The following is a 25,178-nucleotide window of genomic DNA, read 5'->3' as shown; positions in this document are numbered from 1 at the left end:
CCTCATTCATTGACCTTGCTGCCAGGCAGTAAATTGACTGTTTTCTCCATTCGATTTACTGCATTCCTCCTCAGTTCACCTATGAAATTGAATTATATCACTATCATTCTCAATCATTCATTATAGGGCAAATAGCACAAATACTTCCTATTTATCTTCATAATTCATGGAAATTCCCTACGAACGATACTGTTGTAAAGTATTCAGAATTGTTAAAATAAAAACAACAGCAAGAACCAGCTTCAATTTAATCTCTTAAGGAGGGAAAGAAATGGAGCAATATGTTCGCATTATTCCTTATAAGGTGATTCAGCAGGAAGAGGAAGTTAAGGAAGTTCCAAAGGGTGTGGAATTGATTCAGGCTCCAAAGATATGGAACGAGACAAAAGGAAAAGGAATTAAGATTGCTGTATTGGACACAGGATGTGATGTAAATCACCCAGACCTGAAGGATCGGATAATTGGCGGACGCAATTTTACAGACGATGATGCCAGCAGCCCGGATATTTATTCAGATTACAACGGACACGGCACTCATGTAGCAGGAACCATTGCAGCGAATGAAAATGACGCTGGTGTTATCGGGGTAGCTCCTGAAGCAGAACTCCTGATTGTGAAAGTCTTAAACAAAGATGGCTCGGGACAATATGAATGGATCATTAATGGCCTGCATTATGCCATCGAACAAAATGCGGATATCATTTCCATGTCACTTGGGGGACCCGCTGATGTTCCTGAGCTGCATGATGCGATTAAAGCGGCTGTTAAAAAGAATATCCTTGTGGTCTGCGCAGCAGGAAATGAAGGAGATGGCGACGATTCAACCGATGAGTTTGCTTATCCTGGCTGCTACAACGAGGTGATTAGTGTAGGGGCAATAAACCTTGAAAGAAATTCTTCCGAATTTACAAACTCTCATAATGAAATAGATTTGGTAGCGCCTGGGGAAGGGATATTATCTACCTTTCTAAATGGAAAGTACGCAACCCTGAGCGGCACTTCAATGGCTGCGCCACATGTTTCAGGTGCGTTGGCCCTGATCAAAGATTTTGCCAACAGGCATTTTGAAAGAAAACTTTCTGAGCCTGAACTTTATGCACAATTAATCAGAAGGACTGTCCCGTTAGGCAATTCGCCTAAACTTGAGGGAAATGGACTTGTGTATTTAACCGTTCCTGAGCATTTAACTGGCATCTTCGACCAAAAGTTCAAATCCATAGTTGTTAATGCTATATGATTAAAGTCAACAGTATTTCATTGGCATGGGCCGAAGCTCAGTCAAAGTATATTGAAAGGGTTCAAAATGAACCCTATTACGACTCACAGAAGGATTTCCTTAATCAAGAGAATTACTACAGCACCCTTGAATTTGATAAGGAAAACATTCCGGAACAAATTCAAGCTCTGCTGGTTCGTACCCATACCCATCAATTGGATTATTCACCTCATCAATTTGTTTATCCATGGGTGGATCTGCAGGAAAACCTCAAGCTAAAGAGTTTATATTCCGGTACCGGCATTGACCCTCTTAAAGCGATTGACCAGGATTTAAAGCTGCTTCAGTCGATTCAAAGAGGGTTCAGCAGCAATGAGAGAATTATTTTTAATACCGAGCATGTCGTTCCGCAATCATGGTTTGAAGAAAAACAGCCAATGAAAGGGGATTTGCATCATCTCTTTGCCTGTGAACCCGCATGCAACAGCATGAGAAGCAACTTCCCATACTATGATTTTGAAGACTATGTACCAGAAATCCAGATAGAGAGTGTCAGGAACGGCTGCGGAATGGCAGACCAGGAAAAGTTTGAGCCTGAATATGGTAAGGGTATTGCTGCAAGAGCCGTATTCTATTTTTCAGTTAGATATAAAAAAGTAATTGATATTGCAGAAAAGATGGATATGAAGGTTTTGAAGAGGTGGCATGAAGAAAATCCCGTGACTCTATATGAGAAGCATAGAAACGCTGCCATTCAAGAACTCCAGGGAAACCGCAACCCGTTTATTGATTTTCCGGAACACGCAAAGGAAATGTTAGGATAATAGGAGAGCCCGCCTGAAACTCAGGCGGGTTTGTTTTATAATAAAAGATAAAAAAGGAGCAATCATGTGCAGCCATTTACAGAAAAAGTTATAAAAATCATTAAAAACATCCCAAGAGGAAAAGTCATGACTTATGGGCAAATCGCAAGGCTGGCCGGGAGCCCCAGAGGAGCAAGACAGGTGGTCCGGATTCTTCATACCCAAAGTGAAAAGCATCAGCTTCCGTGGCATCGGGTTGTGAATGGGAAAGGGGAAATTGGGTTTAAAGAAGGAGATTTGCATGACATTCAGAGAGAACTTTTAGAAAATGAGGGGATTCACTTTAATATAAATAAAAGAATTGATTTGCAGGAATTTGCCCATGAATCATCCCAGCAAATATAAAGAAGCGTGCATCCAATTGGAAGTCACGCTTCTTTATAATCATAAGTACCTATTTTGTCCTTGATGCATATTCCTCAATCATTTCATTTGTTACATACTTTCTTGCAGGTATAATTCCCTGTTTAGAAAGTTCATTGATATCAGCAGTTACTTCATTTATCTTATCCGCGGAAAATGGAAGTCCCCGCCTGCATAGATCCAATGCTTGCTCAATATAGTGTTCGCGTTGCTGTTCCAAGGCAGCAAATTTCGTTATTATCTTATTCTGCTTTCCTACATGTTCTGATATTGCTTTATGTACACTCATTCTTTCCACTCCTTATAAAATTCACATGTTTTTATCATACCATTTTCTAATAGCATTTTAAGAATAAATATCCTTACTAGCATAATATTTATTTTAGAAGAAAATAGGAAATAATAGCCAGTCCTCATAACTTTTAAAGTGGAGAATAAAATAGTTAAGTAAATTAAAAATTGATTCCTTTTCCTCATTATGGAAATAAAGGGAACACACCTTTCTAAGAAGAAAAGGTTAAGAAACAAAAATGGAAGGTGGCTTATACATATGAAAAAGAGTGTAAAAATAAATATCAGTTTATTGCTGGTATTTATGCTGGCACTTGTTCCTTTTGCTCAGCCCGAATCACCTCAAGTCCAAGCAACGGAAGAAGGCGGCGAACTTGTACAGCAGTTAAACCAAATGCTTAATAATGATCCAATTCTTCAGGGAGGACTTGCAGGAGTCAGTATCCGCAATGCAGAAACTGGCGAGCTGGTATACGACCATATCGGGGATATACGTTTAAGACCTGCTTCTAATATGAAGCTCCTAACAGCAGCTGCGGCTCTAGAAACATTGGGAGAAAATTATCAGTTCACAACAGAACTTCTTCACACAGGTTCAATAAAGGGAAAGACACTTCAAGGTGACTTGGTCTTAAAAGGAAAAGGTGATCCAACCCTTTTAAAGAAGGATTTTGATTCATTTGCTGTTAAAGTAAAAGAAGCTGGCATCAAAGTTATTCAAGGCAGCCTGATCGGTGATGACACGTGGTATGATGATGTACGCTATTCAACCGACCTTTCATGGAGCGATGAATCATGGTATTATGGCGGACAAGTCTCAGCACTTACTGCCTCCCCAAACGAGGACTATGACGCGGGTACAGTAATTGTAGAGGTTTATCCCGGAGAAAAAGCCGGGCAGGAACCGATTGTCAAAATGGTGCCGGAAACAGATTACATTAAGATCGTCAATAAGGCTAAAACCGTCTCTAAAGACGAAAAAAAGAATATCCATATTGAAAGAGATCACGGAACGAACACAGTTACAATTGAAGGAGAAATTCCAGTTGAAGGCAGCCGTTCAAGGGAATGGATTGCTGTATGGGAGCCTACTGGCTATGCATTGGATCTATTGAAGCGTTCTCTCGCTGAACAAGGCATTAAAATCAAAGGGAAAACAGAAGCTGGCACTTCCCCAGAAGGCGCAAAACTATTTGCTGAGCATAAATCCATGCCTATCAAAGATTTGCTCATACCATTTATGAAATTAAGCAATAATGGCCATGCTGAAACATTAATCAAGGAAATAGGAAAAGTTGCCAAAGGGGAAGGCAGCTGGGAAAAAGGGCTTGAAGTATTGGAAGAACAAGCAGCAGCCCTTGGAATGAATAAGGAAACTCTCGTGCTCCGGGACGGTTCCGGAATCTCACATGTAAACTTAATTCCAGCAAATGAAATCTCAAAACTTCTTTTCGAAGTACAGGACGAAGAATGGTTCAACTCCTATTTGAACTCATTGCCGATTGCCGGCAATACAGACAGGATGGTGGGAGGGACTCTTAGAAATCGCATGAAAAATACCAATGCCGACGGGAATGTCAAAGCAAAAACAGGTTCTATCTCAACAGTCAGTTCATTATCAGGATATGTTAAGACGGCCAGCGGGGAAGAGCTTATCTTTTCTGTTATTCTGAATAACTTGACTGACGGCGGTCAAGGTAAGGTTATTGAAGACAAAATTGCCACGTTATTAGCCGATCAATAAAATGAATAGATAAACCGAAGCAACCCGCCTATCGGCCTATGACCTCCAGTTCTTAGGAGCCGAAACTAGACACGCTTAGACCCGAGAGCCGAGACAGTTATCTAACTTCAGAATTTGTACATTCTTAACTATTAAGAAAAGGGCAGGATACCGTTTCACCGGTATACCTGCCCTTTTTCTGTCTTATTCTGCTTTTGCTGCCTGTATCTGCAGGTCAATTTTCACTTTATCTCCAACAAGAACTCCCCCTGTTTCAAGGGCTGAATTCCAAGTTAAGCCATAGTCGCTTCGTTTGATTGCTCCTGCAGCAGTAAAGCCGACTTTTTCATTGCCCCATGGATCTTTTCCTGATCCTTCATATGTCACAGTAAAGGTTTCTGTTTTTGTTGCACCATGAATAGTAAGATCGCCGGTAACATCATATTCATCATCACCCTTGCTTACAATGCTTGTTGATTTAAAGGCCATTTTCGGATGGTTCTCAACATCAAAGAAGTCCGCAGAACGCAGGTGGTTGTCACGATCTTCATTGCGTGTATCAACACTTGAAAGTGAAACATTGAATGTAATATCAGCAGTTGTTAAATCTGCAGGATCTGCAGTTATTTCTGCATCAAAGCTATTAAAGCTGCCTTTAACGTTTGCAATCATCATATGCTTGATTGAAAAATCCACACTGCTGTGCGCAGGATCAACTGCCCATTTTGTTTTAACCACATTTTTCTCCTCCAATAGTTCGAATTCATTTGTTTTGAATTCAAGATATTTTAATTCTAGATAAATTATATGCCGGTTTAAGTTTTATGTCAATGATATTTTTTCAAAAGATGGTAAAATGAAGACTACTTAATTTATCAATATCATACATAACCTAAGTCATAATTATTACATTACAGTTTAATGATGTTTAAAGGGGAACGGACCATGAATCAGCTTGAACAGATATACAATAATGCTGCAGAGCATACAAAAATAAAAATCCTGGAGGATGCCGACCGCTATCTGGGCAGTAAAGAGTCGATGCCCTCGTATAAGGAATATCTTTCTGAAAGATTTCATTATATCGACCAAATCTGGGTAAATGTGTGGCTGAATAAAATCACAGCCAAAATATCCAAGCATGAAAAAAAGAAATATCTAAGTGAAAAAGGATACGACACAGAAAATGTTGACAGGAAAATAATCAATCACCTGTTCCGGACTGAAATGAGGGATTATCAGCCTTTTAATAGTTTGGACTGGCTTAATGACCTATTTGAAAGCAATAAGGAAGCTTGGGCTGAGCGCTATGAAAGTGCACGGGCTCATTTTCTGCAGAAAACAGAAGAGGAGCGGCTTCAGAGAAAGAAGTATCGTATCCGCGAAGATATTGAAAAGAATATTGATGAAATTATAGAAAGAGATTATAGCCTTCTTTATCTTCATGTCAGGCATATGGCTTCAAAGCAGCTGGTTTCCGATCTTAGAAACAAGATAAGATATCAAAAAGTGGATACCTTTGCTCTAGAGGAAAAACTTGAGGAGACAGGCAGATTTGATGCAAGTGATTATACTGTAACGGGGGAATTCTTTGAGGAGCTGACAGGAAATATTCATAAAGCATTGTATGGGGGCAAAGGCTACTTTGAATATGAAGCCTATTACTATGTCTATAAGAACCATATTTCGGGATTTCTGTCCGATTCCCTGCAATCGCTCGTCCTGCAGAACCTTCCACATCATTTATTCGAGGAATATGAAGACACCTATCAGAAACCCCTGACCGGTAAGTCGGTGAAGAAGTTAATGGCCCATACCCTTCAGGATCTTGATGAAAGCTTTTTTGAAAGCATTCAGGAGGAATATATTGAAGATTTGCTGAGGCTTGCAGATATACCGTTTGACCCTGAAGTCCATAAAGATCTGCTCGAGAAGGACATTGCTGACCGGGAGAGAAAAATAGCAGAAGAATTAGCTGAGCAGCAGCGGAAGAAAGAAGAAGAGGAACGCATGCTCGAATATATATTCGGGCAGGAATACAGCCCCTCTGTGGAACGGGCCAAAAGGTATGTACTTCATATTGGTGAAACTAATACAGGGAAGACACACCATGCCCTTGAAGGAATGAAATCAGCCCAAAGCGGCATGTATCTGGCGCCTTTAAGGCTATTGGCACTCGAGGTATATGATAAACTGAACCGCGAAGGTATACCCTGTTCTTTGAAAACCGGTGAAGAGGAAAAAGCAGTTGCCGGTTCTGAGCATCTTTCCAGCACGGTTGAAATGTTCTACGAAAAGGACTATTACGACGTCATTGTAATTGATGAAGCCCAAATGATCACGGATAAAGACAGAGGCTTTTCCTGGTATAAAGCAATTACCAAGGCAAATGCCAATGAAGTCCATATCATTGGCAGCCGCAGCGCTAAAAGCATGATGCTTCAGCTTCTTGGCGAAGCAGATATTGAACTGAATGAATACAGCCGGGATATTCCTCTTGAAGTCGAAGCAAAGGAATTCAAATTCAGCCATGTAAAAAAAGGCGATGCACTCATCTGTTTTTCAAGAAAGAGAGTACTTGAAACTGCCTCAAGACTTCAGCAGGAAGGGCACTCAGTAAGCATGATTTATGGAGCGATGCCTCCTGAAACCAGAAAAAAACAAGTCCAGCGTTTTATAAAGGGAGAAACTTCAGTCATTGTTTCCACTGATGCCATTGGGATGGGACTTAACCTGCCTATCCGGAGAATTGTTTTTTTGGAAAACGATAAGTTTGACGGAACGAAAAGGAGAACCCTTACTTCACAGGAAGTAAAGCAAATTGCAGGAAGGGCAGGAAGAAAAGGGCTTTACAACATTGGAAAAGTGGCTTTTACAAAAGATATCAAAAGAATGAAGGCCTTGCTTGAAATGGTGGATGCCCCGGTCCACAGTTTTGCAATAGCCCCAACAAATACAGTATTTGAAAGATTCCAAAGGTATTACCGCGATCTCGGATCATTCTTTGAGCTTTGGGATAAGTTCGAGAGCCCCAGAGGAACCAAAAAAGCAGCACTATCAGAGGAGAGAGATCTATATGAAAGGATACGCGGAACAGAAATTGAAGCAAAGCTTGGCCTAATGGACCTGTATGGTTTTCTCCATCTGCCATTCTCAAAAAAAGAACATGATCTTGTCCGTCAGTGGGAAGAAACCATGTATGCCATTATTGATGGCGAGGAACTTCCTGAGCCCAGAATCAAGAACCGGAATCTGGAAGAGCTGGAATTGACTTATAAAGCAATTGGCCTCCATTTGCTGTTCCTGTATCGTCTTGAGCAAAGAACAGAAGCGTTATACTGGGAAAGATTAAGGGAAGAAATCAGCGACCATGTTCACGAAAGACTAAAAACCGATATTAAAGAGCTCTCAAGAAAATGCCGAAAGTGCGGCAAAAAGCTGTCCTGGGAACATGAATATCAAATCTGTGATGAATGTCATTCTTCACGCTCAAGGAGAAGATATTATTATAGAAGGTAACGAATGGATGGGATCAGGATGTTATTTGGCTGTCACGTAAGCATAAGGGAAGGATATTTAGGAGCTGCAAAAGCTGCAAGGGCCAGGAATGCTTCTGCCTTTCAGTACTTTCCAAAGAATCCAAGAAGCTTGAGCGTAAAGGATTTTAATCGGGAGGATGCTGCTCTTTGCAGAGCATTTTGCAAAGAGCATGAAATCTTCTCGATTGCACATACTCCTTACCCAACCAGCCTCACACCTCACCCGGAGAAACAAGAGCTGACGATTAATTCTTTGCTGAATGACCTGGAAATAGCCAGTGCCTGTGGCTCGGCAGGAGTGGTTGTACATTTTGGAAACCCAATCAGCAACAAGGATTCGCTTGCAGGGTATCAATTAATGATTGAAATTCTTAATCAAATCCTCTCCTGCCGGGAAGACCATTGCTTAATCCTGCTTGAAAACACTGCTGGCCACCCTGGGTCAATGGGTACAACAATTGAGGAGCTTGTTCAGGTTCGGAGCCTGTGTGAACACCGGGATCAGATTGGTTTTTGCCTGGATACCTGCCATGCCTTTGCCAGCAATCTCTGGAATGGAGAGAATCTAAATGAATTTCTTAAAAAAGGGGAAGAGCTGGGCTATTTCGATCATCTTAAAGCCATTCACTTTAATAACTCCAAATATCCGGCAGGCTCAGGCAAGGACAGACACGCCAATATATTTAACAAAGGTCATATAACTGAGAAACAATTTGATCAGCTTATCAAAGCTGAACCACTTCGAGGATTGCCATTAATTCTTGAAACACCTTCTGGTGAAGGAATTGAACATCATGAAGAAATTGAGCTTCTAATTAAAAGATGGGGAAACAGCCATGACAAAAAGCCTGCTGTATTATAGCAGGCTTTTTAGGTCATGCCGATTAAGGTTTTAAAACTACCTTGATGCAGTTGTCTTCATGTCCATTGAAAATTTTATAGCCATGACTCGCCTCTTCCAAGTTAATCTTATGGGTAATAATGTCTTTCGGATCAAATTCTTTATTAACGATTTTCTCATAGAGCATTGGCATAAATGGTATAACAGGTGCCTGTCCCATCTTAAGTGTAATGTTTCTGGTGAAGAAGGCACCGAGAGGGAACATATTATAGTTTGCTCCATAGACACCCGTTATTTGAACTGTTCCGGTTTTTCTTACAGCCTTTGTCGCAATTTGAATGGGACCCAGGGTGCCGCCTTGGAGCTTTAATTTTTGCTCTATAAACTCAAGGGGCGACTTTTTCCCGTCCATGCCTACACAATCGATTACTACATCGGCGCCTCCCCGGGTAATTTCCTTTAAATGCTCTCCCATATCAGGATACTTGGTGAACTCGAAGACTTCCACTTTGTTTGCTGTCTTTGCGTGAATGATCCGATAATCAAGGTAATCAACTGCAATAACACGTTCCGCGCCTTCCATCCATGCAAATTTCTGCGCCATTAATCCAACCGGGCCACAGCCAAGGACAATAACTGTATCTCCCTTTTTAACACCGGCGTTAACAACGCTCCAATAAGCCGTCGGAAGTACATCTGACAAAAATAATAGAGATTCATCTTCCAATTCACAGGATTCCGGAACCAGAAACGGCGTGTAATTGCCAAAAGGGACTTTTAAATATTCTGCCTGCCCGCCTGGATGATTCCCGAATTTCTCTGTGTATCCGAAGTATCCCCCTGAATCATAATGCGGGTTGGAATTATCACATTGGCTGGTTTGATCCTGCTGGCAATAAATGCACTGGCCGCAGGATACATTGAATGGGATTACGACTCTGTCCCCTTTTTTTACTTTTGTTACATCTGGTCCAGTCTCTTCCACAATACCCATTGGTTCATGGCCAATAATATAACCCTCTGGGAGGGGCATGTTGCCCTGGTATAAGTGCAGGTCAGAACCGCAGATAGCTGTGGATGTAATTTTAACGATAATATCATCTTTCTTTTCAAGCTTAGGGTCATCCACACTTGTTACAGCTACGCGATTTGGCCCCTGATAGGTTACCGCCTTCATATACAACACTCCATAAATTAAGATTTTTATCAGTATAAAATATCAATAAAACGGTAAACAAAAATTGGTTTGTTATACTTTTTACAGATTCATCTTAGAGGCAATAATATAAGTTTCGCTCATCTGTATTTTATTATTCGTTTTACATTTTAAAATGGTGGAAGACACTCGAGCTTTTAGGAAGCCAGTACATTTGAAAGAGGGGATTAACCTTGAAAATAAGCATTTTGGATCAGGCTCCCATTTCATCGGGATATTCAGCCAAGGAAGCACTGGAAGCTTCAGCACAGCTGGCTCAGTCAGCAGAGAGGCTCGGCTACACAAGATATTGGATTGCAGAACATCATGATTTATCCGGCTTTGCCTGTTCAGCTCCAGAAATCATGTTGAGTTATATCGGTGCAAAAACAAAAAAAATACGGATTGGTGCAGGTGCTATACTGCTGCCGCATTATAAACCATACAAAATTGCGGAATCGTTCAATATGCTTGCTACATTGTTTCCTGGCAGAGTAGATCTGGGAATCGGAAGGGCACCAGGAGGATCGGCAGAAGCGTCTATTGCGCTTTCCGATAATTTCCTTGAAGGTGTCCGCAAAATGCCTGATAAGGTGATGGAACTTCTTCAATTTTTAAATAATGATTTTTCAGAGGATCACATGTTTGCTAAAATATCCGCTTCACCTCTGCCAGAAATCAGCCCGGAACCATGGTTATTGGGGACAAGCAGGAAAAGTTCTTTAATGGCTGCTGAGTCTGGAACTGCTTATGCATTTGGTCAATTCATGAGTGAAAAAGATGGAGAAGACATCATAAAACAATATAGGGAAAATTTTATTGAAAGGGGACTTATACAGAAACCAAAAGTTATTTTAACAGTTTCGGCTATATGCGCTGATTCAACATATGAGGCTAAAGAGCTGGCACTCAGCAGTATGCTTTGGAAGATAAAAGCAGAAAACAGGGAAGGCAATGACGGGATTCCTTCCATTAAAGAAGCAAAAAACTATTTTAGCAGCCTGGATGTGGAGCCATTTAACAATAGACACCGCGTTATTATTGGAAATCCGAAAGAAGTTGCCGAGCAGCTGAAGGATATGAAGCAGCTGTACCAAGCAGATGAGATTATGATTGTTACCATCGTTCACCGTTATGAAGACCGTTTGCGCTCATATGAATTGATCGCCAAAGAAATGATCAAATAAATATAAAATTAATGAATCTTGCCCTATTAATTTGAATACATATTCATGGAAACCAACTATGGAATTTTTCAAAAGGGGCGGTAAATATGGCAAGCTGCACACATCAGGCAGAAGTGAACGTGCCAATAACGGCAATATGGAATTTTGTCAGTAACATTGGAAACTGGGCTCCCTTAGTACCCGGTTACATTACACATGAGGTACTAAGTGAAAAAGAGTCTACCTGGAGCTTTAAAAGCGATATGGGGATCATTAAGAAAAAAATCGAATTGAAGGTGGATATAACAAGCTGGCAGGAACCAACCAAGGTAACCTTTCAATTAACAGGGCTTAATGAGAAATTTACTGGACATGGGTATTTTCTTGCTTCCAAAGGAAGGAAGAATAATAACTTGATGACAGGCGCTCTTCAAATTACCGCTGAGGGTATGATGGCTAAAGTGGCCAATTCATTGCTTAATACATCTCTTCCGGAAATTACTGCTGAGCTTACTGAAGCTGTTGCTTTGAAGCTGGAACAGAATTATAAAGAACATGCAGGCGTATAGTTTTTAGTGCAACGCAAAGAACTCATTAACTTGAGTTCTTTTTTAATCCCTTATTTCGTATATCGATTGGCATAGCTGGATGCAACGAATGCTTCCGGCTTGATTTTTGGCTCGAGCCCGATCGATTCTATCCTTGATACCATTTCACTAACAAATTCCCTGGTCTTATTCCTTTTCCCAGATCCGATATCCATATGCCCTTCCATTGAGAAGGACCCGCCTTTATAAAGAAATGGAAGTACGATATCAAACATTTTATCTTTGCATTCCTCAGTAAATAAGGAGACGACTTCTTCCGTCAGCGAGGTTTCAAATGAGATTCTCTCATGCAGGTGCACCATTTTCCTTGGAATAATTGTCTTTCTAATACATGCCCAGGCACCTTTCCGTTCATTTTGAATAACAATTCCGGTTATGAACACTGTTCGATTGCAATGAACCTGTGAATCAGTCCCAATCATCAAGCGGAAGTTCCCATCAGGATTTCGCCTCATGAAAAGTAAAATACGATTGAATACCTGCTCAAACGTCAAATTCCGCTCCTGGAGATTTTGAAATTTATATTCAGCACTCACCTATTATCACCACATTAAGTAATTTGTCTGGGAGCAACACTCTTCCACAACCTTTAACTTAAGATGTTAGACTTTTACTACCATTATATTGAGAGGCTCCGAACAAGTTGTTTATTTTTTGAAAAAATTATATTTAGCATTGTTTAAAGGCTGGATGAATGGGAATGCGCAGATTGATCAAAACTATGGGCAAAGGAGGAACACATATGAATAAAACATTAATTGTTGTACTTAAATTTGTATCAAGCATGATTGCTTTTGCCATAGCACTTGATTTATTTTTCGATGCAACATTTGCCGATATTGTTTCTTTCAGCCTACTGGTAACGGTTATGTCCTATATGCTTGGTGATCGGATAATTCTCCCCCGCCTGGGAAACCGGAATGCCCTCATTGCTGACTTTTTCCTTGTTTATGCATCTGTATGGGTTTTTGGGAGTGTATTGCTTAACAGTTACTTGCAAATAGCGTGGGGAAGTGTCATTGCAGCTGGAATTATCACTCTTTCCGAAGTCTTTGTGCACCGCTATCTCCAGAAAGGGGCCGACGTTAGCCAGGAGGAAAATCGCAAAGAAGCGGCCTTAAATCCGCGGCTGGCGTATGGAATGGAAATGGCCGAAGAAAAAGAGCCAACAAAGGACTGGGATTGACTGAATAGTAAGCAACTAAACCCAATGCAGACTTATCGGTCGGTATTGGGTTTTTTAAATCAGAATAAGAATACCTTGCTATTTTGCCATCAAACATCCAATATTAATAAGGGTGAAATTTCTTTAAATCTTCACCTGAGCCTCTAATAAAGAAAGTAAAGAAAGCAGGGACTTATTTGCAGGATTTTTTAACATTAGGTATTTCAACTAAACTCACCAATATATTGCTGAGCCATGGCATTGGAAAACCCACTCCCATTCAGGAGCAGGCAATACCCGCTGTGATGGAGGGCAGGGATATTATTGCACAGGCACAGACTGGAACTGGCAAAACATTCGCCTTTATTCTGCCGATTCTTGAGAAGCTTGACCCGAATGCTGTCCATATTCAAGCTCTGATTGTGACACCGACAAGGGAATTAGCTCTGCAGATTACAGAAGAAGTTCAAAAACTGATTGCAGGCGATGATGATTTAGAGGTATTAGCCGTTTATGGGGGGCAAGATGTGGACAAGCAGCTCAACAAGCTGAAGAAAAAGGTCCAAATTGTCGTTGGTACGCCTGGCCGGCTTCTCGATCATATTAAGAGGAAAACGATTGATTTATCACAAGCAGATTTTTTAGTATTGGATGAAGCCGATCAAATGCTCCATATTGGCTTCCTGGATGAAGTGGAAGATATTATTAAAGAAACACCAGTCAAAAGACAGACCATGTTATTTTCTGCAACAATACCAGCAGAAATCAGGAATCTCGCCAGGAAACATATGAAAGAACCAGAGTATATGCAAATCGAAAAAACACAAGGACCAGCACAATCAGTCAAGCAAATCGCCATACATACGATCGACCGTGCCAAGCAGGCCACACTCATGCAATTAATTCAAACTCACAGACCTTATTTAGCAGTCATCTTTTGCCGGACCAAACGCAGGGTTAGCAAGCTTAATGATGTACTAAAATCAAATGGCTTCGAATGTGATGAGCTTCACGGAGATTTATCTCAGTCCAAACGGGAACAAGTGATGAAACGATTCAGGGACGCAGAATTACAGCTATTAATAGCAACTGATGTAGCTGCAAGGGGACTTGATGTGGAAGGTGTCACACATGTATTTAATTATGATATTCCACTGGATCCGGAAAGCTATGTTCACCGCATCGGAAGAACGGGAAGGGCTGGCATGAAGGGGATGGCAATCACTTTTTATTCATCCGCAGATAAACCGCTTCTTGAAGCAATTGAAAAAGGGCTGAACATTACAATTTCCAAGCAGAACCTTGGCAATAGCCAGGAAAGGCAAAAGCCTTCCAGGCCATCAGAAAAAAACTCTCAAGCGCGAAAAAGCCCAGCTTCACCTGGAAGAAAGAAAAATGATAATCGGGAAGATACAGACAGAAAAAAGAATGAAGGCAAAACTTCCCCGGCAAAGAGCAGAAAAGGGCAAAGGAAAAATTCAAAACCATCGAATTCAGCTGGTAATGTAAACCGCAGCAAATCACAATCAAAAAAGAAGACTTCAGCGCCTAAATCTGTGAGTAACATGTCAAAAAGACGCGGAAGGTAGCCATAATTAAAGGAGGAGCGAAATGTTAAAAGAACGGATTGAAAATCAACTCAAGGAACAAGGAAACGAAATATACAAAGAAGAAAAAGAATTTGCTGAAAAGCATCAGCTATTATCCAATGCTGAATCGTTAATTATAAAAAATCCTAAAACCCGCTTTGCAAATGCTTATATAGAGAGAGGAAACAAGGAAACAGAAGAAGTCCTCTCACAGGAGACGCCCGATTTTCTAAACCAGCCTATCGATTATTTTGTGAAAAATATTAAAGAGTTTATGTACCTTGAATCTGAATGGTTTGTGATTATTGGTGCAGACGCCATCTCATTTGAATTCGATGACCTTTTCCGAACCTATGATGTCATGCTTGGACTAAAATTGCCTAAAAAGAAAGCAGAAACAATAAGGTCATATTTAAAAAGAACATTACAAGGTGATTCAGCAACATTTGATTTAATGTTTAACCAGCAAGATGGGTTATGGGAACTCAATTTTGCATTGGATGACTTGGAAGGCTTTGAAGAAGATATGACCATAAATGATGCTTACAATCTAATTTACAGATATCTATTCTTATTGGCAGAAACAATTGAGGAAGTGAACTAAAAAAGCGGTTCAATCGAGCTGCTTTTTTTATTTATTTTTTTACCATACCACGGATATTTCTATATAAAATTCTGCATGATAAAGATTGTTAATAAAAAAGGAGGAATCTAATTGGAAAATCAGCCTAACCAAATGCATCAAAATATGCATACAGGAAATATACCTCAGCAGCTCAACCATGGAGCACATGAAGTTCTTGATGTTCATGAGGTTTTATCAGGTACAGTCGGCACCTTAAACACATACTCACTATTACGTCAGCACGTACAAGATCAGGAACTGGCAAGTATAATGGACCGCCAGTATCAATTTGTGCAGGAGGAATACAATACTACACTGGAATGTTTCCAGACAGGTAAAGATCCTTCTATACCAACACAGAGCTATAAAATGAACCAGGATAATGATTTTATTTATGGTTTAAAGCCTTCTCAGCCAAAAAAGCCAATCCAATCTGTCACCGAAATGAATGAAGAAACAGTTTCCGGCTGCCTTCTGGGAGCATTAAAATCGGCCGCTTCCATGAAAACCATGGCTGCACTCGAAACAACAAATCCAGTTGTTCGGAGAGTACTGGCTGATTCAGTCCCAAATTGCATTGAGATGGCTTATGAACTTTCAATTTATCAAAACAAACATCATTATTACCAGGTACCTCAGTTTGCACAGCAGGATATGCAGCAAATGTTAAATGCATATGCACCTGCACAGGGGCATATGCAAAACCCTGCTCAAGGGCAAATGCCAAACCCTAACATTCCTCATTAAAAGAGAGCCCCTTGGTAATATGCCAAGGGGCTTTTACAGTCTTTTGCTTATGTGGTTATTTAAAGGTCTCATTTGATAATGGAGAGCCAGCAGCTGTATGCTGATTCATCCAATCAAGAGACACTCTGGAAACTGTCTGCCAATCCGGAATCTTATCTTTATTTTTCTCAATCCAGCTCATTGCGAATTGGGAATCAATTCCTTTTTTCTCACATTGGCTTAAAAAATCCAGTACGGCTGATTGATTGAATTGATCCCAGCCTCCGCACACATTCTGCCAAATCTGCTCAATTGAAGCTTGTATGGGTGAATCGATTTCTGTATTGCCGAGTTGATTATGGTTGCGCATGCAAAACTCTCCTTTATATTTAATGTCAATTTCATTATGTCCTACGTAATTAGAAGTCATGTGTGAGGCAAAATAATCCTGAAAAATAAAAATTTTTTTTAGGGAAGCTTAAAAAATATAGCCTGTTTATAGGATCTCATCTTAATTTTTCAGCAAACCATGACATTTATCATGGTTTGGACATGACACTCATGTCTACAAAACCGTTTGAAAACCCTTTATCATAAGGTTAACGTCATGAAGAAGGGAATTAAAAAATGACTTCTAAACAAAAACAACTCAACTTAAAAAAACAAATGGCACCATATGAAAAATCAGATTTAACACGCAGCATCATGCAGCTGGTCAATACTCTGGGACCTTTTTTCCTGCTGTGGTTCCTTGCTTACAAGAGCCTGAGCTTTTCTTACCTGCTGACGCTTGGCATATCTGTCATTGCAGCTGGCTTTCTGGTCAGGATCTTCATCATTTTCCATGATTGCTGCCACCATTCCTTTTTCAAAAATCGCAAAGCAAACAAAATCGTTGGCACAATCACAGGGATACTTACCATTTTCCCCTATCACCAATGGCAGCATGACCACAATGTTCACCATGCAACCAGCGGTAATCTGGACAAGCGTGGTACAGGTGATATCTGGACACTGACAGTAAAAGAATACCAAGATGCGTCATGGTCGACACGTGCAGCCTATCGTATCTACCGCAATCCGTTCGTCATGTTAGGTATTGGCCCGATTTATGTATTTTTGTTAAAAAACCGATTTAACAGAAAAGGGGCCAGAAAGAATGAACGCATCAATACTTATCTAACAAACGCAGCTATCGCTGGTTTGTATGCGTTCATGTGCTGGGCTATCGGGTGGGAAGCGTTCCTGATGGTGCAAGGTCCAATCTTTTTGATTTCCGGAGCAGCGGGGATTTGGCTTTTCTATGTACAGCATACATTTGAAGACTCCTATTTTGAAGAAGATGATAAGTGGGAGTATGTAAAAGCGGCTGTAGAGGGAAGCTCCTTTTACAAGCTTCCAAAAGTATTTCAGTGGCTGACCGGAAACATCGGGTTCCATCATATTCATCACTTAAGCCCGCGTGTGCCTAACTATAATCTCGAAAGCGCACATTATAATACAGCTGAGCTTCAGAATGTACCGACCATTACTCTTTCAACCAGTCTGAAGTCACTTCGATTCCGCTTATGGGACGAAGAAGCCCAGGACTTCACTGGATATGGAGCAGCAAGGCAGTCTGCCCTCAGCAAAAAACAGAGCAGAGCGAAAACGGCATCTGTGAAGCCATAAACTAAGTCTATAGTCTACTGAAGAACAGCTCCTTTGTGATATGATAGCAAAGGAGCTGTTTCATTATTTCACGATAAAAAGAGGGTACCTCACATGTTTAAAAAGTATTTCACCACTTTGAAAAGTTCAGGCATTTCTCCTTATATATGGAGTGTATTCAGCATTTTGCCGTTTTATTTCATCTTCAGATCCACCTCTAAAATCGCCATAGCTGTCGGAATTATCCTGACCATTTTATTTTTTATATCTTTGCGTTTTGCCTTTATATCCCGGAAGTGGCCTGTCTATCTATGGACAGGCATCTTAATCAGCATATCGATTACGATGACCATTCTGTTTTCGTTTATTTATTTTGCTTTTTATATAGCTTATTACAATGGCCATATCAAAAACAGGATTGCATTTTTAACGTTATATGTCATCCATCTGGTCGCAACTACCATCTCAATAAATATAAATTTTGTCACACAAAAGCCATTATTTCTCGAGCAGATACCTTTTATCATTATCATCTGGATCAGTGTAATTTTGCTTCCATTTAACATTCACAATAAGAAAAAGCAGGAAATGCTTGAAGAACAGCTCGAAGATGCCAACAAAAGGATCGCGGAGCTCGTCAAACAGGAGGAAAGGCAGCGGATTGCCCGCGATCTTCATGATACACTCGGACAAAAGCTGTCTCTGATCGGATTAAAAAGCGATCTGGCCAGGAAGCTCATCAGCAAGGATCCTGACCAGGCAAGGGAAGAGCTTATAGACGTTCAGCAAACAGCCAGAACAGCATTAAACGAAGTAAGAAAAATGGTTTCCCAGATGAGAGGAATCAGGCTGAAGGAAGAAATTATACTTGTTAAGCAAATTTTAAAGGCCGCCTCTATCGAATTCATCGGGGAAGAAGATATCAAATTAAAGAACGTGTCAGTATTCCTTGAGAATATTCTAAGCATGTGCATGAAAGAAGCTGTGACAAATGTAGTAAAACACAGTAATGCTACAGAATGCCGCATCAGCATTGAACAAACCTGGAATGAAGTTAGCATTAGTGTCCAGGATAACGGGGTCGGCATGAATCCCGCAACAGATGTCGGCAAGGGGTCAGGACTGCTTGGATTAGGAGAGCGGCTTGACTTTGTCAATGGAAGTCTTGATATCGTGTCTGAAAATGGAACAACGATTATAATGAAGGTGCCAACAGTCGTAAAGGAAACAAATAAGGAGGAAAAGGCATGATTAAAATCGTCATAGCTGAAGACCAGCGGATGGTGCTTGGTGCTTTAGGATCCCTGTTAAATCTCGAAGAAGATATGGAGGTCATTGGCAAAGCATCAAATGGCAAGGAAGCCATATCTCTTGTCCAAACCCTCAAACCGGATGTATGCATCATGGATATTGAAATGCCGGAAAAGAGCGGCTTGGAGGCGGCAGAAGAATTGAAAGGCATGGGATGCAAAGTTATTATTCTGACAACCTTTGCAAGGTCAGGCTATTTTCAGCGTGCCCTTAAGGCCGGTGTAAGGGGATACTTATTAAAAGACAGCCCAAGTGAAGAGCTCGCCAGCTCAATCAGAAACGTCGTGGAAGGAAAGCGCATCTATGCACCTGAATTAATGGATGATGTATATGGAGAAGAAAACCCGCTGACCGATCGTGAAAAAGAGGTGCTTGAGCTGATTGCCGACGGCAAAAACACCAGGGAAATTGCCGATCAGCTCAGCATTAAAACAGGAACCGTCCGAAACTATATATCTGCTATTCTTGACAAGCTCGAAGTTACGAACAGGATTGAAGCCATTACCCAGTCCAAAGAGAAGGGCTGGTTTAAATAATAGTGTTTCTTGCGAAAAAGGGCAGCAGCCAACCCAGGCTTAGCTGCCCTTTTTCATTTTCTTTAATTCTTCCATTACGACGAAGGCCAAATCATCATTTCCGAACATTGATAGAACACCAAGCAAAGTCTCATCAGGCACATCACCAGCTTCTTCTTTAGGAACTGTCAGCTCCAGGGCTTCCTGCAGTGAAATATTTTTCCTTTGATCTGGGTATGCCTTTAAATAGATTTCCTCGGGATCTAAATTATGATTAATGCACCACTGGGCAAAAACGAGAATCATCATTTTTTCTTCGCCCTGATAGTTTTGAATAATTCTTTCTTCAAGCTCTTTACTGTTCATCATCATAAATCTCCTTATGTATTTATATATTGATTATAGATTTAAATCCATGATTTTTCATCATAATTGACAGTTCTTTTGCAAATAGAATTTTCAGTGATCCGAATTAATTCTAAATTTATTGTTAATTCATATTGACAATTAAATAGGAGAATATCATAATATTAGAAAAACTTATAAAAACTTTAACAAATAACTGCACTACTGCCTTGAAGTAGAAAAGAGCGAAAGGCAACCTTTTCAAAAACAGCATATGAGTCTTATTACAATATATAAGCAGCTGTTAAACATCCTTATAGGTTGTTGCCGGGAAGCAAGCCCTTTCGTCCACGCTCGGAGGATGACTGGGCGTTTTTATTTATCCTCTAATAAGAGCAGCAGCAAAAGCAGGCATGAGGTTTTTAAATCATCTACAGATAGGGAGTTTTGACAATGACTGAATTTAAAATTGAAATCAATCGCACACCTGAGAAAAAACAAAAACCTGCATTTGATAATCTGGAGTTTGGCAAAAATTTTACCGATCATATGTTTGAAATGGATTATACTGCCGGCCGGGGATGGCATGATCCAAGAATTGTACCTTACCAGCCGCTTTCACTTGATCCCGCTGCAATGATTTTCCATTATGGGCAAAGTGTCTTCGAAGGGTTAAAAGCATATCTTACAATCGATAAAGAGGTGCTGCTTTTCAGGCCTGAAAAGAATATGGAGAGATTGAATAAATCCAACTCCAGGTTATGTATTCCTGAAATTGATGAAGAGCTTGCTCTGTATGCCTTAAAAGAATTAATATCACTCGATCGTGACTGGATTCCCAATGTTGAAGGAACTTCACTGTACATCCGTCCATTTGTCATTTCAACTGAGCCATACCTTGGAGTGGCACCATCAAAGAGATACAAATTCATCATTATCCTTTCTCCAGTAGGCGCCTACTACAAGGAAGGCATCAACCCTGTTAAAATTGCTGTTCAAAACGAATATGTCCGTGCCGTAAAAGGGGGAACAGGCACCGCTAAAACCGGAGGAAACTATGCAGCGAGTCTGAAAGCACAGGAGCTTGCCAGCTTAACTGGTTATTCACAGGTACTATGGCTGGACGGCAAAGAAAATAAATATATTGAAGAAGTGGGAAGCATGAACATTTTCTTCAAAATTAACGGTGAAGTTGTAACACCTGAGCTTAATGGAAGCATCTTAGAAGGAATCACCAGAAACTCTGTACTCGAGTTACTGAAGTACTGGGATATTCCAGTGGCTGAGCGCAGAATCTCTATTGAAGAAATCTACCAGGCACATGCGGACGGACAGCTTGAAGAAGCATTCGGAACAGGCACTGCTGCTGTTATCTCTCCAATTGGCGAATTTTTCTGGGACAATAAGAAAATTGAAATCAGCGGTGGCATCACCGGGGAATTATCCAAGAAAATCTATGATACTTTGACTGGAATCCAAAAAGGTACCGCGCCAGACCCGTTTGGATGGAGTGTAAAAGTGGAAAAAAAAGAGGCAGCAGGCATTAAGTAATCCTCAATGCAGGCATGGATCGGCATCATAAAGCCGATCCTTTTTTTATTTTAGGCATGAAAATCTGCTAAAACGGGAAAATATAGAAAGAACCTACTATGGAGAGGAGATAAAAAATGGACAAAATAGAAGTTGGAGAAGTATTTACAATCAGTGATGAAAATGATCAGGAAATGGAAGTGGAGGTTCTCGCTTCTGCAGAGGTAGATGGCCATCAATATGCTGCTGTCAGCTTCGTAGAAGATCTTGAAGAAGACACAGAAGAAGATATCGACGTGTTCTTTTTAAAACTGGATGAAGACGGCGATTTTACACCCATTGAAAGCGACGAAGAATTTAACAAAGTCTCTGCCGTATTCGAGGAAATGATAAACGAGGAATAGAAGAGAAGGAATGGTTCCTTCTCTTCTTTTACATAGGAAAAGGCTTAAGCTCCTAATCTTCGGAGAACGTAATTTCCCCCCTTATTAAAGGGAAATCTACAATAGGAATGACATAGCAGGTGATCCAATGAAAATATTATGCATCGATGGCGGTGGAATACGCGGTGTCTTTGCTGTCAGCATTTTAAAAGCTCTCGAAGAGGAACTGAATCTGCAAGCAGGTGACTATTTCGATATGATTGCTGGCACAAGCACCGGGTCGATAATTGCCGCTTCACTGATCCTGAAGAAAGATATGAGCGAGGTCTTGAAAGGATACGAGTCATTCGGGAAAAAGATTTTTGTAAAACAGGCAAAGGTTGGTCTCTTTAAAAGTGTATACAGTGATAAGTACCTGCGGCGTTTTATCCGAAAAGCTTTTGGAGAAACGGAGCTTTCCGATATTAATAAGCCGCTTTTAATTCCTGCTGTCGATGTGACCCATGGCAAGCCATTTATTCACCGTTCCAATTACGGCAGTACTGGAAATGAAAGTCTATCAATGAAGCTTTGGGACGCAGTACTATCCTCCTGTTCAGCACCTGTTTATTTCCCTCCGAATAACATCAGCAACAGTTATTTATCGATAGACGGAGGGCTTTGGGCGAATAATCCATCACTCGTTTGCATTACGGAGGCTATGCATCACTTCAAGGAGGAACTGCAAAATATAAAAATTCTTTCCCTTGGAACCGGTCTTCAAAAAATCGACTTTACGATTGACCAAAATAAATACTGGGGTGTAAAACATTGGCTGCCTTTCCAGCTCCCGTCCATGAAGGTTACGCCGAAGCTATTGGACCTGGCCCTTCATTTATCTTCCGAATCTGTTACCTACCATAGCAAACATCTGCTTGGAGAAAATTACTTGCGCATAAATGAAGAACTGGGGGAAGAAATGCCATTTGATGAAATAAAGTTTGTGGAGGAACTGGTTATGCTTGGAGAGAAGGTCTATCAGGACCGGCGGGAAGAGATAAAGCAGTTTATACTATCGTGATTTGAAATCCCTAAAAAAGAGCAAGGGTGTTGCCCATGCTCTTTTTTCTCATTTTGTATTTTTCAAGGAATAATACTTCACGGGTTCTTCTGTATTTTGGAGAGCTTCAGCAATCGTTCCCATAAGGCTGAATGGCCCTTTGGCGTCATGGCCCACTTCCCAGATCATCATTCCGCCGAATCCGTGATTGAGAGCCAGGGCTGTTTTCTTTTTCATCATATTGGCACCATTATAGTAGTACTCAGTGCCATTTAGGCTGATCTTATCCTTTGCTGCGTTTTCGGGATTAGCGCTTATGACTGCATTATATGATACGGGCTTTATGGCAGGATCTGCTGGCTGAGCATAAAGCGGAACCCCCAGAACCAGCTTATCTTTTGGAATCCCCTGTGAATCAAATAGTTGTCCCCAATAGTTTGCAATATTCTCTGTAAAGGAGTACGGAGAAAGATTGCGAGCATTGTAACCGCCATCCCACTGGCCGTCATAAGCCATTATATTTACATAATCAACCTTCATGAACATAGCAGGCTCATATACAACATAGCCCATCTCTGTCCCAGTGACACTATGAATTTTGGCATGGACCGCAACAGACAGCACTTTGCCGTTTGCATGAAGCACTTCGCTTAGCTTATTGATAAAGACAGCCAGGTATTTTGCATCCTCTTTGGAACGCGGATGCTCAAAATCAATGTCAATGCCATCAAGATTTTCGTTTTGAGCCAGCCCCGCCAATTCTTTTACAAGCCTGTCTCTCGAAGAGCCATCAGCTATGGCTTGTTTAAAATAATCATATGATTCCCCGCCATTGATATGAAACCATCCCCCTACGGCAAGTATGGCCTTTACATCTTGACGGTGTGCATTTCTTACCACACTTCTCAGATTTTTCAGGGCTGAATCACCATTTAAAGAAATGCTTCCGTCCTTCTCGGGATGAGCGAAAGAAAAAAGGATATGAGACAGGTTTGAATAATCGATCGATTTGGGGTCACGGTAATCCTGGACATAACCCATCAGCACTTTTTCAGGAACCTCAGAAAGCTTCGGGATTCCTTTTTTGACCGGAAGTTTGCTGGATTGTGAAACCGGCATAGGCTGTTTTAAAGGCTGGATCTGTTCCGTGTTGTTTGTATAGTAAATGCCTGCAGCAAATCCGCTGGAAAATATAAGAACAATCAAAATCATCATTCGGTGTATTCTTTTCACAAATAGTAAACCTCCATCATTCAATCCTTTAAAAGTGTATCAAAAAAGAGAACAAGGAGGGGGTGGTAATTTATTGCTTGCATTCCATTCTTAAATAAAACCATAAACTTTCAATAAAATATGATTCTCATCACATCCCAAACTTTTCCCCCATGGTACATTCCTTATAAGCAATATATACAGCCTTGAAAAGAGGAGGAAATATACAGTGAGCGAATTGATTAATAACCGTGAACAGAAGGACCATCATAACAGTCCAGTTCAGAACACCGGAGGCGAAACTGCTCATCTGAAGCCGGAAGAACAGCCCGGACACCCCGTACATACATTCATCCGGGAGAATAGGGCAATTGATAAGCATTTGAGGGAAAGGGTAAAAGTCCATCTCGAGGCGTTCATCCAGGAGGATAACGGGGAAAATGCTTATAAACTATTAGAAGATTGCATCCTGCTGCTCGATCTTGATAAGCATTACAGCCGGAAGGAAAATCTGCTTTTCCCATACTTGGAGAAGTACGGAATCTATGGTCCAACAAATAATATGTGGAGCATCGATGACTTTATCAGGGATGGAATCAAGGATGCCAGGAATCTGCTCAGCCAATACGATGGGGATAAGCAAAAGGTCACCAATGCCGTGCGTTTCATATTCAATGAAATAAGCGCCATGATTTACAGGGAGGAAAATATCCTTTTCCCCATGGCTTTAAAGAATCTTACAGAAGATGAATGGGTTAAGATTGACCATGAGAGCGACGAGATTGGCTTCTGTCTGACTGGCCCGGAGGGAGAATGGAAGCCCGAACGCAAAGGGATTGACGGGAATGCAATATCAGAAGGCTATATCAAAATGGAAACTGGCATTTTATCATTGAAACAGCTGGAACTATTATTCAATCACTTGCCTGTTGATATCACATTTATTGATCATGAAGACGTAGTCCGCTATTTCTCTCATGGAAAGGAAAGAATCTTTGCCAGAACCAAAGCCGTGATAGGGCGAACCGTGCAGAATTGCCATCCTCCCCGCAGTGTCCATGCTGTGGAAGAATTGCTGAAGGATTTTAAGGCTGGCCGAAAGGACTCTGAAGATTTCTGGATAAAATTCAGAGATAAATATGTTTATATCCGTTATTTTGCCGTAAGGGATGAAAACGGAAGCTATGCAGGAACACTTGAATTCACACAAAATATCAGTCCCATCCAGAGTATCGAGGGAGAAAAAAGAATTCTTTCATAATCGTAAAAAAGCTAAGAGCGTC

Annotated in this window: 26 protein-coding genes; 19 read left to right on the top strand and 7 right to left on the bottom strand. The window is 40.8% G+C overall.

Going from position 1 to position 25,178, the window contains the following annotated elements:
* Window positions 1-271: 271 nt before the first annotated feature.
* The 3 genes from ACR42H_RS12390 (at window position 272) to ACR42H_RS12380 (ending at window position 2,424) form a co-directional block, all read left to right on the top strand.
* Window positions 272-1,237: a S8 family peptidase gene (locus ACR42H_RS12390; RefSeq protein ID WP_113880881.1), complete on the top strand. Its 966-nt coding sequence runs from the start codon at window positions 272-274 to the stop codon at window positions 1,235-1,237.
* Complete coding sequence (locus ACR42H_RS12385) at window positions 1,234-2,040, top strand: endonuclease I family protein (protein ID WP_436376482.1); 807 nt, start codon at window positions 1,234-1,236, stop codon at window positions 2,038-2,040. Before ACR42H_RS12390 ends, ACR42H_RS12385 begins: the two co-directional genes overlap by 4 nt.
* Before the next feature lie 66 nt (window positions 2,041-2,106).
* The gene (locus ACR42H_RS12380) at window positions 2,107-2,424 is read left to right on the top strand and encodes an MGMT family protein (RefSeq protein WP_113880879.1); all 318 of its coding nucleotides are present in this window, start codon (window positions 2,107-2,109) and stop codon (window positions 2,422-2,424) included.
* Window positions 2,425-2,473: 49 nt separating this feature from the next.
* On the opposite strand, the gene ACR42H_RS12375 is transcribed toward ACR42H_RS12380, so the two are convergent.
* Window positions 2,474-2,731 carry a YpbS family protein gene (locus tag ACR42H_RS12375; RefSeq protein ID WP_113880878.1) on the bottom strand — a complete coding sequence of 86 codons (258 nt, stop codon included), beginning with the start codon at window positions 2,729-2,731 and terminating at the stop codon, window positions 2,474-2,476.
* Between the two features lie 261 nt (window positions 2,732-2,992).
* Between ACR42H_RS12375 and dacB the strand changes: the two genes are divergently transcribed.
* Window positions 2,993-4,477, top strand: coding sequence for a D-alanyl-D-alanine carboxypeptidase/D-alanyl-D-alanine endopeptidase (gene dacB / locus ACR42H_RS12370; protein WP_436376479.1), 1,485 nt, complete (start codon window positions 2,993-2,995; stop codon window positions 4,475-4,477).
* 183 nt (window positions 4,478-4,660) lie between these two features.
* Here dacB and ACR42H_RS12365 read toward each other — a convergent pair whose 3' ends face one another.
* On the bottom strand, window positions 4,661-5,194 hold the full coding sequence (locus tag ACR42H_RS12365) for a YceI family protein (protein WP_113880876.1): 534 nt from the start codon (window positions 5,192-5,194) through the stop codon (window positions 4,661-4,663).
* 207 nt (window positions 5,195-5,401) lie between these two features.
* On the opposite strand from ACR42H_RS12365, the gene ACR42H_RS12360 reads away from it, so the two are divergent.
* On the top strand, window positions 5,402-7,975 hold the full coding sequence (locus tag ACR42H_RS12360; RefSeq protein WP_436376477.1) for a helicase-related protein: 2,574 nt from the start codon (window positions 5,402-5,404) through the stop codon (window positions 7,973-7,975).
* Between the two features lie 3 nt (window positions 7,976-7,978).
* Entirely contained in the window at window positions 7,979-8,857 is an 879-nt protein-coding gene (locus tag ACR42H_RS12355; RefSeq protein ID WP_436376475.1) for a deoxyribonuclease IV, read from the top strand.
* Between the two features lie 22 nt (window positions 8,858-8,879).
* On the opposite strand, the gene ACR42H_RS12350 is transcribed toward ACR42H_RS12355, so the two are convergent.
* Window positions 8,880-10,013, bottom strand: a complete 1,134-nt coding sequence (locus ACR42H_RS12350; RefSeq protein WP_436376473.1) for a zinc-dependent alcohol dehydrogenase — start codon at window positions 10,011-10,013, stop codon at window positions 8,880-8,882.
* Between the two features lie 212 nt (window positions 10,014-10,225).
* Between ACR42H_RS12350 and ACR42H_RS12345 the strand changes: the two genes are divergently transcribed.
* Window positions 10,226-11,218 carry an LLM class flavin-dependent oxidoreductase gene (locus tag ACR42H_RS12345; RefSeq protein ID WP_436376471.1) on the top strand — a complete coding sequence of 331 codons (993 nt, stop codon included), beginning with the start codon at window positions 10,226-10,228 and terminating at the stop codon, window positions 11,216-11,218.
* 86 nt (window positions 11,219-11,304) lie between these two features.
* Window positions 11,305-11,766 carry a CoxG family protein gene (locus ACR42H_RS12340; protein ID WP_436376469.1) on the top strand — a complete coding sequence of 154 codons (462 nt, stop codon included), beginning with the start codon at window positions 11,305-11,307 and terminating at the stop codon, window positions 11,764-11,766.
* Between the two features lie 50 nt (window positions 11,767-11,816).
* On the opposite strand, the gene ACR42H_RS12335 is transcribed toward ACR42H_RS12340, so the two are convergent.
* On the bottom strand, window positions 11,817-12,341 hold the full coding sequence (locus ACR42H_RS12335; RefSeq protein WP_113880870.1) for a ribonuclease H-like YkuK family protein: 525 nt from the start codon (window positions 12,339-12,341) through the stop codon (window positions 11,817-11,819).
* 206 nt (window positions 12,342-12,547) lie between these two features.
* On the opposite strand from ACR42H_RS12335, the gene ACR42H_RS12330 reads away from it, so the two are divergent.
* The 4 genes from ACR42H_RS12330 (at window position 12,548) to ACR42H_RS12315 (ending at window position 15,931) form a co-directional block, all read left to right on the top strand.
* Window positions 12,548-12,991, top strand: a complete 444-nt coding sequence (locus tag ACR42H_RS12330; protein WP_436376467.1) for a YndM family protein — start codon at window positions 12,548-12,550, stop codon at window positions 12,989-12,991.
* A gap of 176 nt (window positions 12,992-13,167) precedes the next feature.
* Entirely contained in the window at window positions 13,168-14,559 is a 1,392-nt protein-coding gene (locus ACR42H_RS12325) for a DEAD/DEAH box helicase (protein ID WP_436376465.1), read from the top strand.
* 22 nt (window positions 14,560-14,581) lie between these two features.
* Window positions 14,582-15,163: a branched-chain amino acid aminotransferase gene (locus tag ACR42H_RS12320; protein WP_436376463.1), complete on the top strand. Its 582-nt coding sequence runs from the start codon at window positions 14,582-14,584 to the stop codon at window positions 15,161-15,163.
* A 111-nt stretch (window positions 15,164-15,274) separates the two neighbouring features.
* Entirely contained in the window at window positions 15,275-15,931 is a 657-nt protein-coding gene (locus ACR42H_RS12315) for a spore coat protein (RefSeq protein WP_113880866.1), read from the top strand.
* Window positions 15,932-15,986: 55 nt separating this feature from the next.
* Here ACR42H_RS12315 and ACR42H_RS12310 read toward each other — a convergent pair whose 3' ends face one another.
* Window positions 15,987-16,280: a hypothetical protein gene (locus ACR42H_RS12310; protein ID WP_436376460.1), complete on the bottom strand. Its 294-nt coding sequence runs from the start codon at window positions 16,278-16,280 to the stop codon at window positions 15,987-15,989.
* A gap of 257 nt (window positions 16,281-16,537) precedes the next feature.
* Between ACR42H_RS12310 and ACR42H_RS12305 the strand changes: the two genes are divergently transcribed.
* The 3 genes from ACR42H_RS12305 to ACR42H_RS12295 all read left to right on the top strand — a co-directional run bounded on the left by ACR42H_RS12305 (window position 16,538) and on the right by ACR42H_RS12295 (window position 19,407).
* A complete protein-coding gene (locus tag ACR42H_RS12305; protein ID WP_113880864.1) occupies window positions 16,538-17,581 on the top strand; it encodes a fatty acid desaturase in 1,044 nt (347 codons plus the stop codon).
* A 93-nt stretch (window positions 17,582-17,674) separates the two neighbouring features.
* Complete coding sequence (locus tag ACR42H_RS12300) at window positions 17,675-18,811, top strand: histidine kinase (RefSeq protein ID WP_436376458.1); 1,137 nt, start codon at window positions 17,675-17,677, stop codon at window positions 18,809-18,811.
* Window positions 18,808-19,407, top strand: coding sequence for a response regulator transcription factor (locus tag ACR42H_RS12295; protein ID WP_113880862.1), 600 nt, complete (start codon window positions 18,808-18,810; stop codon window positions 19,405-19,407). Before ACR42H_RS12300 ends, ACR42H_RS12295 begins: the two co-directional genes overlap by 4 nt.
* Before the next feature lie 39 nt (window positions 19,408-19,446).
* On the opposite strand, the gene ACR42H_RS12290 is transcribed toward ACR42H_RS12295, so the two are convergent.
* Complete coding sequence (locus tag ACR42H_RS12290) at window positions 19,447-19,752, bottom strand: hypothetical protein (RefSeq protein ID WP_436376910.1); 306 nt, start codon at window positions 19,750-19,752, stop codon at window positions 19,447-19,449.
* Window positions 19,753-20,184: 432 nt separating this feature from the next.
* Here ACR42H_RS12290 and ACR42H_RS12285 point away from each other — a divergent pair, with 432 nt between their 5' ends.
* From ACR42H_RS12285 to ACR42H_RS12275, 3 genes are all read left to right on the top strand, one after another.
* On the top strand, window positions 20,185-21,282 hold the full coding sequence (locus ACR42H_RS12285; protein ID WP_113880861.1) for a branched-chain amino acid aminotransferase: 1,098 nt from the start codon (window positions 20,185-20,187) through the stop codon (window positions 21,280-21,282).
* 116 nt (window positions 21,283-21,398) lie between these two features.
* A complete protein-coding gene (locus ACR42H_RS12280; protein WP_019379948.1) occupies window positions 21,399-21,665 on the top strand; it encodes a DUF1292 domain-containing protein in 267 nt (88 codons plus the stop codon).
* Window positions 21,666-21,792: 127 nt separating this feature from the next.
* Window positions 21,793-22,704 (top strand): CBASS cGAMP-activated phospholipase, encoded by a 912-nt coding sequence (locus ACR42H_RS12275; protein WP_436376455.1) that lies wholly within the window; start codon window positions 21,793-21,795, stop codon window positions 22,702-22,704.
* Window positions 22,705-22,752: 48 nt separating this feature from the next.
* Here ACR42H_RS12275 and ACR42H_RS12270 read toward each other — a convergent pair whose 3' ends face one another.
* Window positions 22,753-23,916, bottom strand: a complete 1,164-nt coding sequence (locus ACR42H_RS12270; protein WP_436376453.1) for a glycoside hydrolase family 18 protein — start codon at window positions 23,914-23,916, stop codon at window positions 22,753-22,755.
* 208 nt (window positions 23,917-24,124) lie between these two features.
* On the opposite strand from ACR42H_RS12270, the gene ACR42H_RS12265 reads away from it, so the two are divergent.
* Window positions 24,125-25,156, top strand: a complete 1,032-nt coding sequence (locus ACR42H_RS12265) for a DUF438 domain-containing protein (RefSeq protein ID WP_436376451.1) — start codon at window positions 24,125-24,127, stop codon at window positions 25,154-25,156.
* Window positions 25,157-25,178: the final 22 nt, after the last annotated feature.

The organism is Cytobacillus sp. BC1816 (genome assembly GCF_051353635.1).
GTDB lineage: Bacteria > Bacillota > Bacilli > Bacillales > Cytobacillaceae > Cytobacillus > Cytobacillus oceanisediminis_C.
Note: the sequence above shows the minus strand (reverse complement) of the source record. Positions and strands in the feature narration are given on the sequence as shown.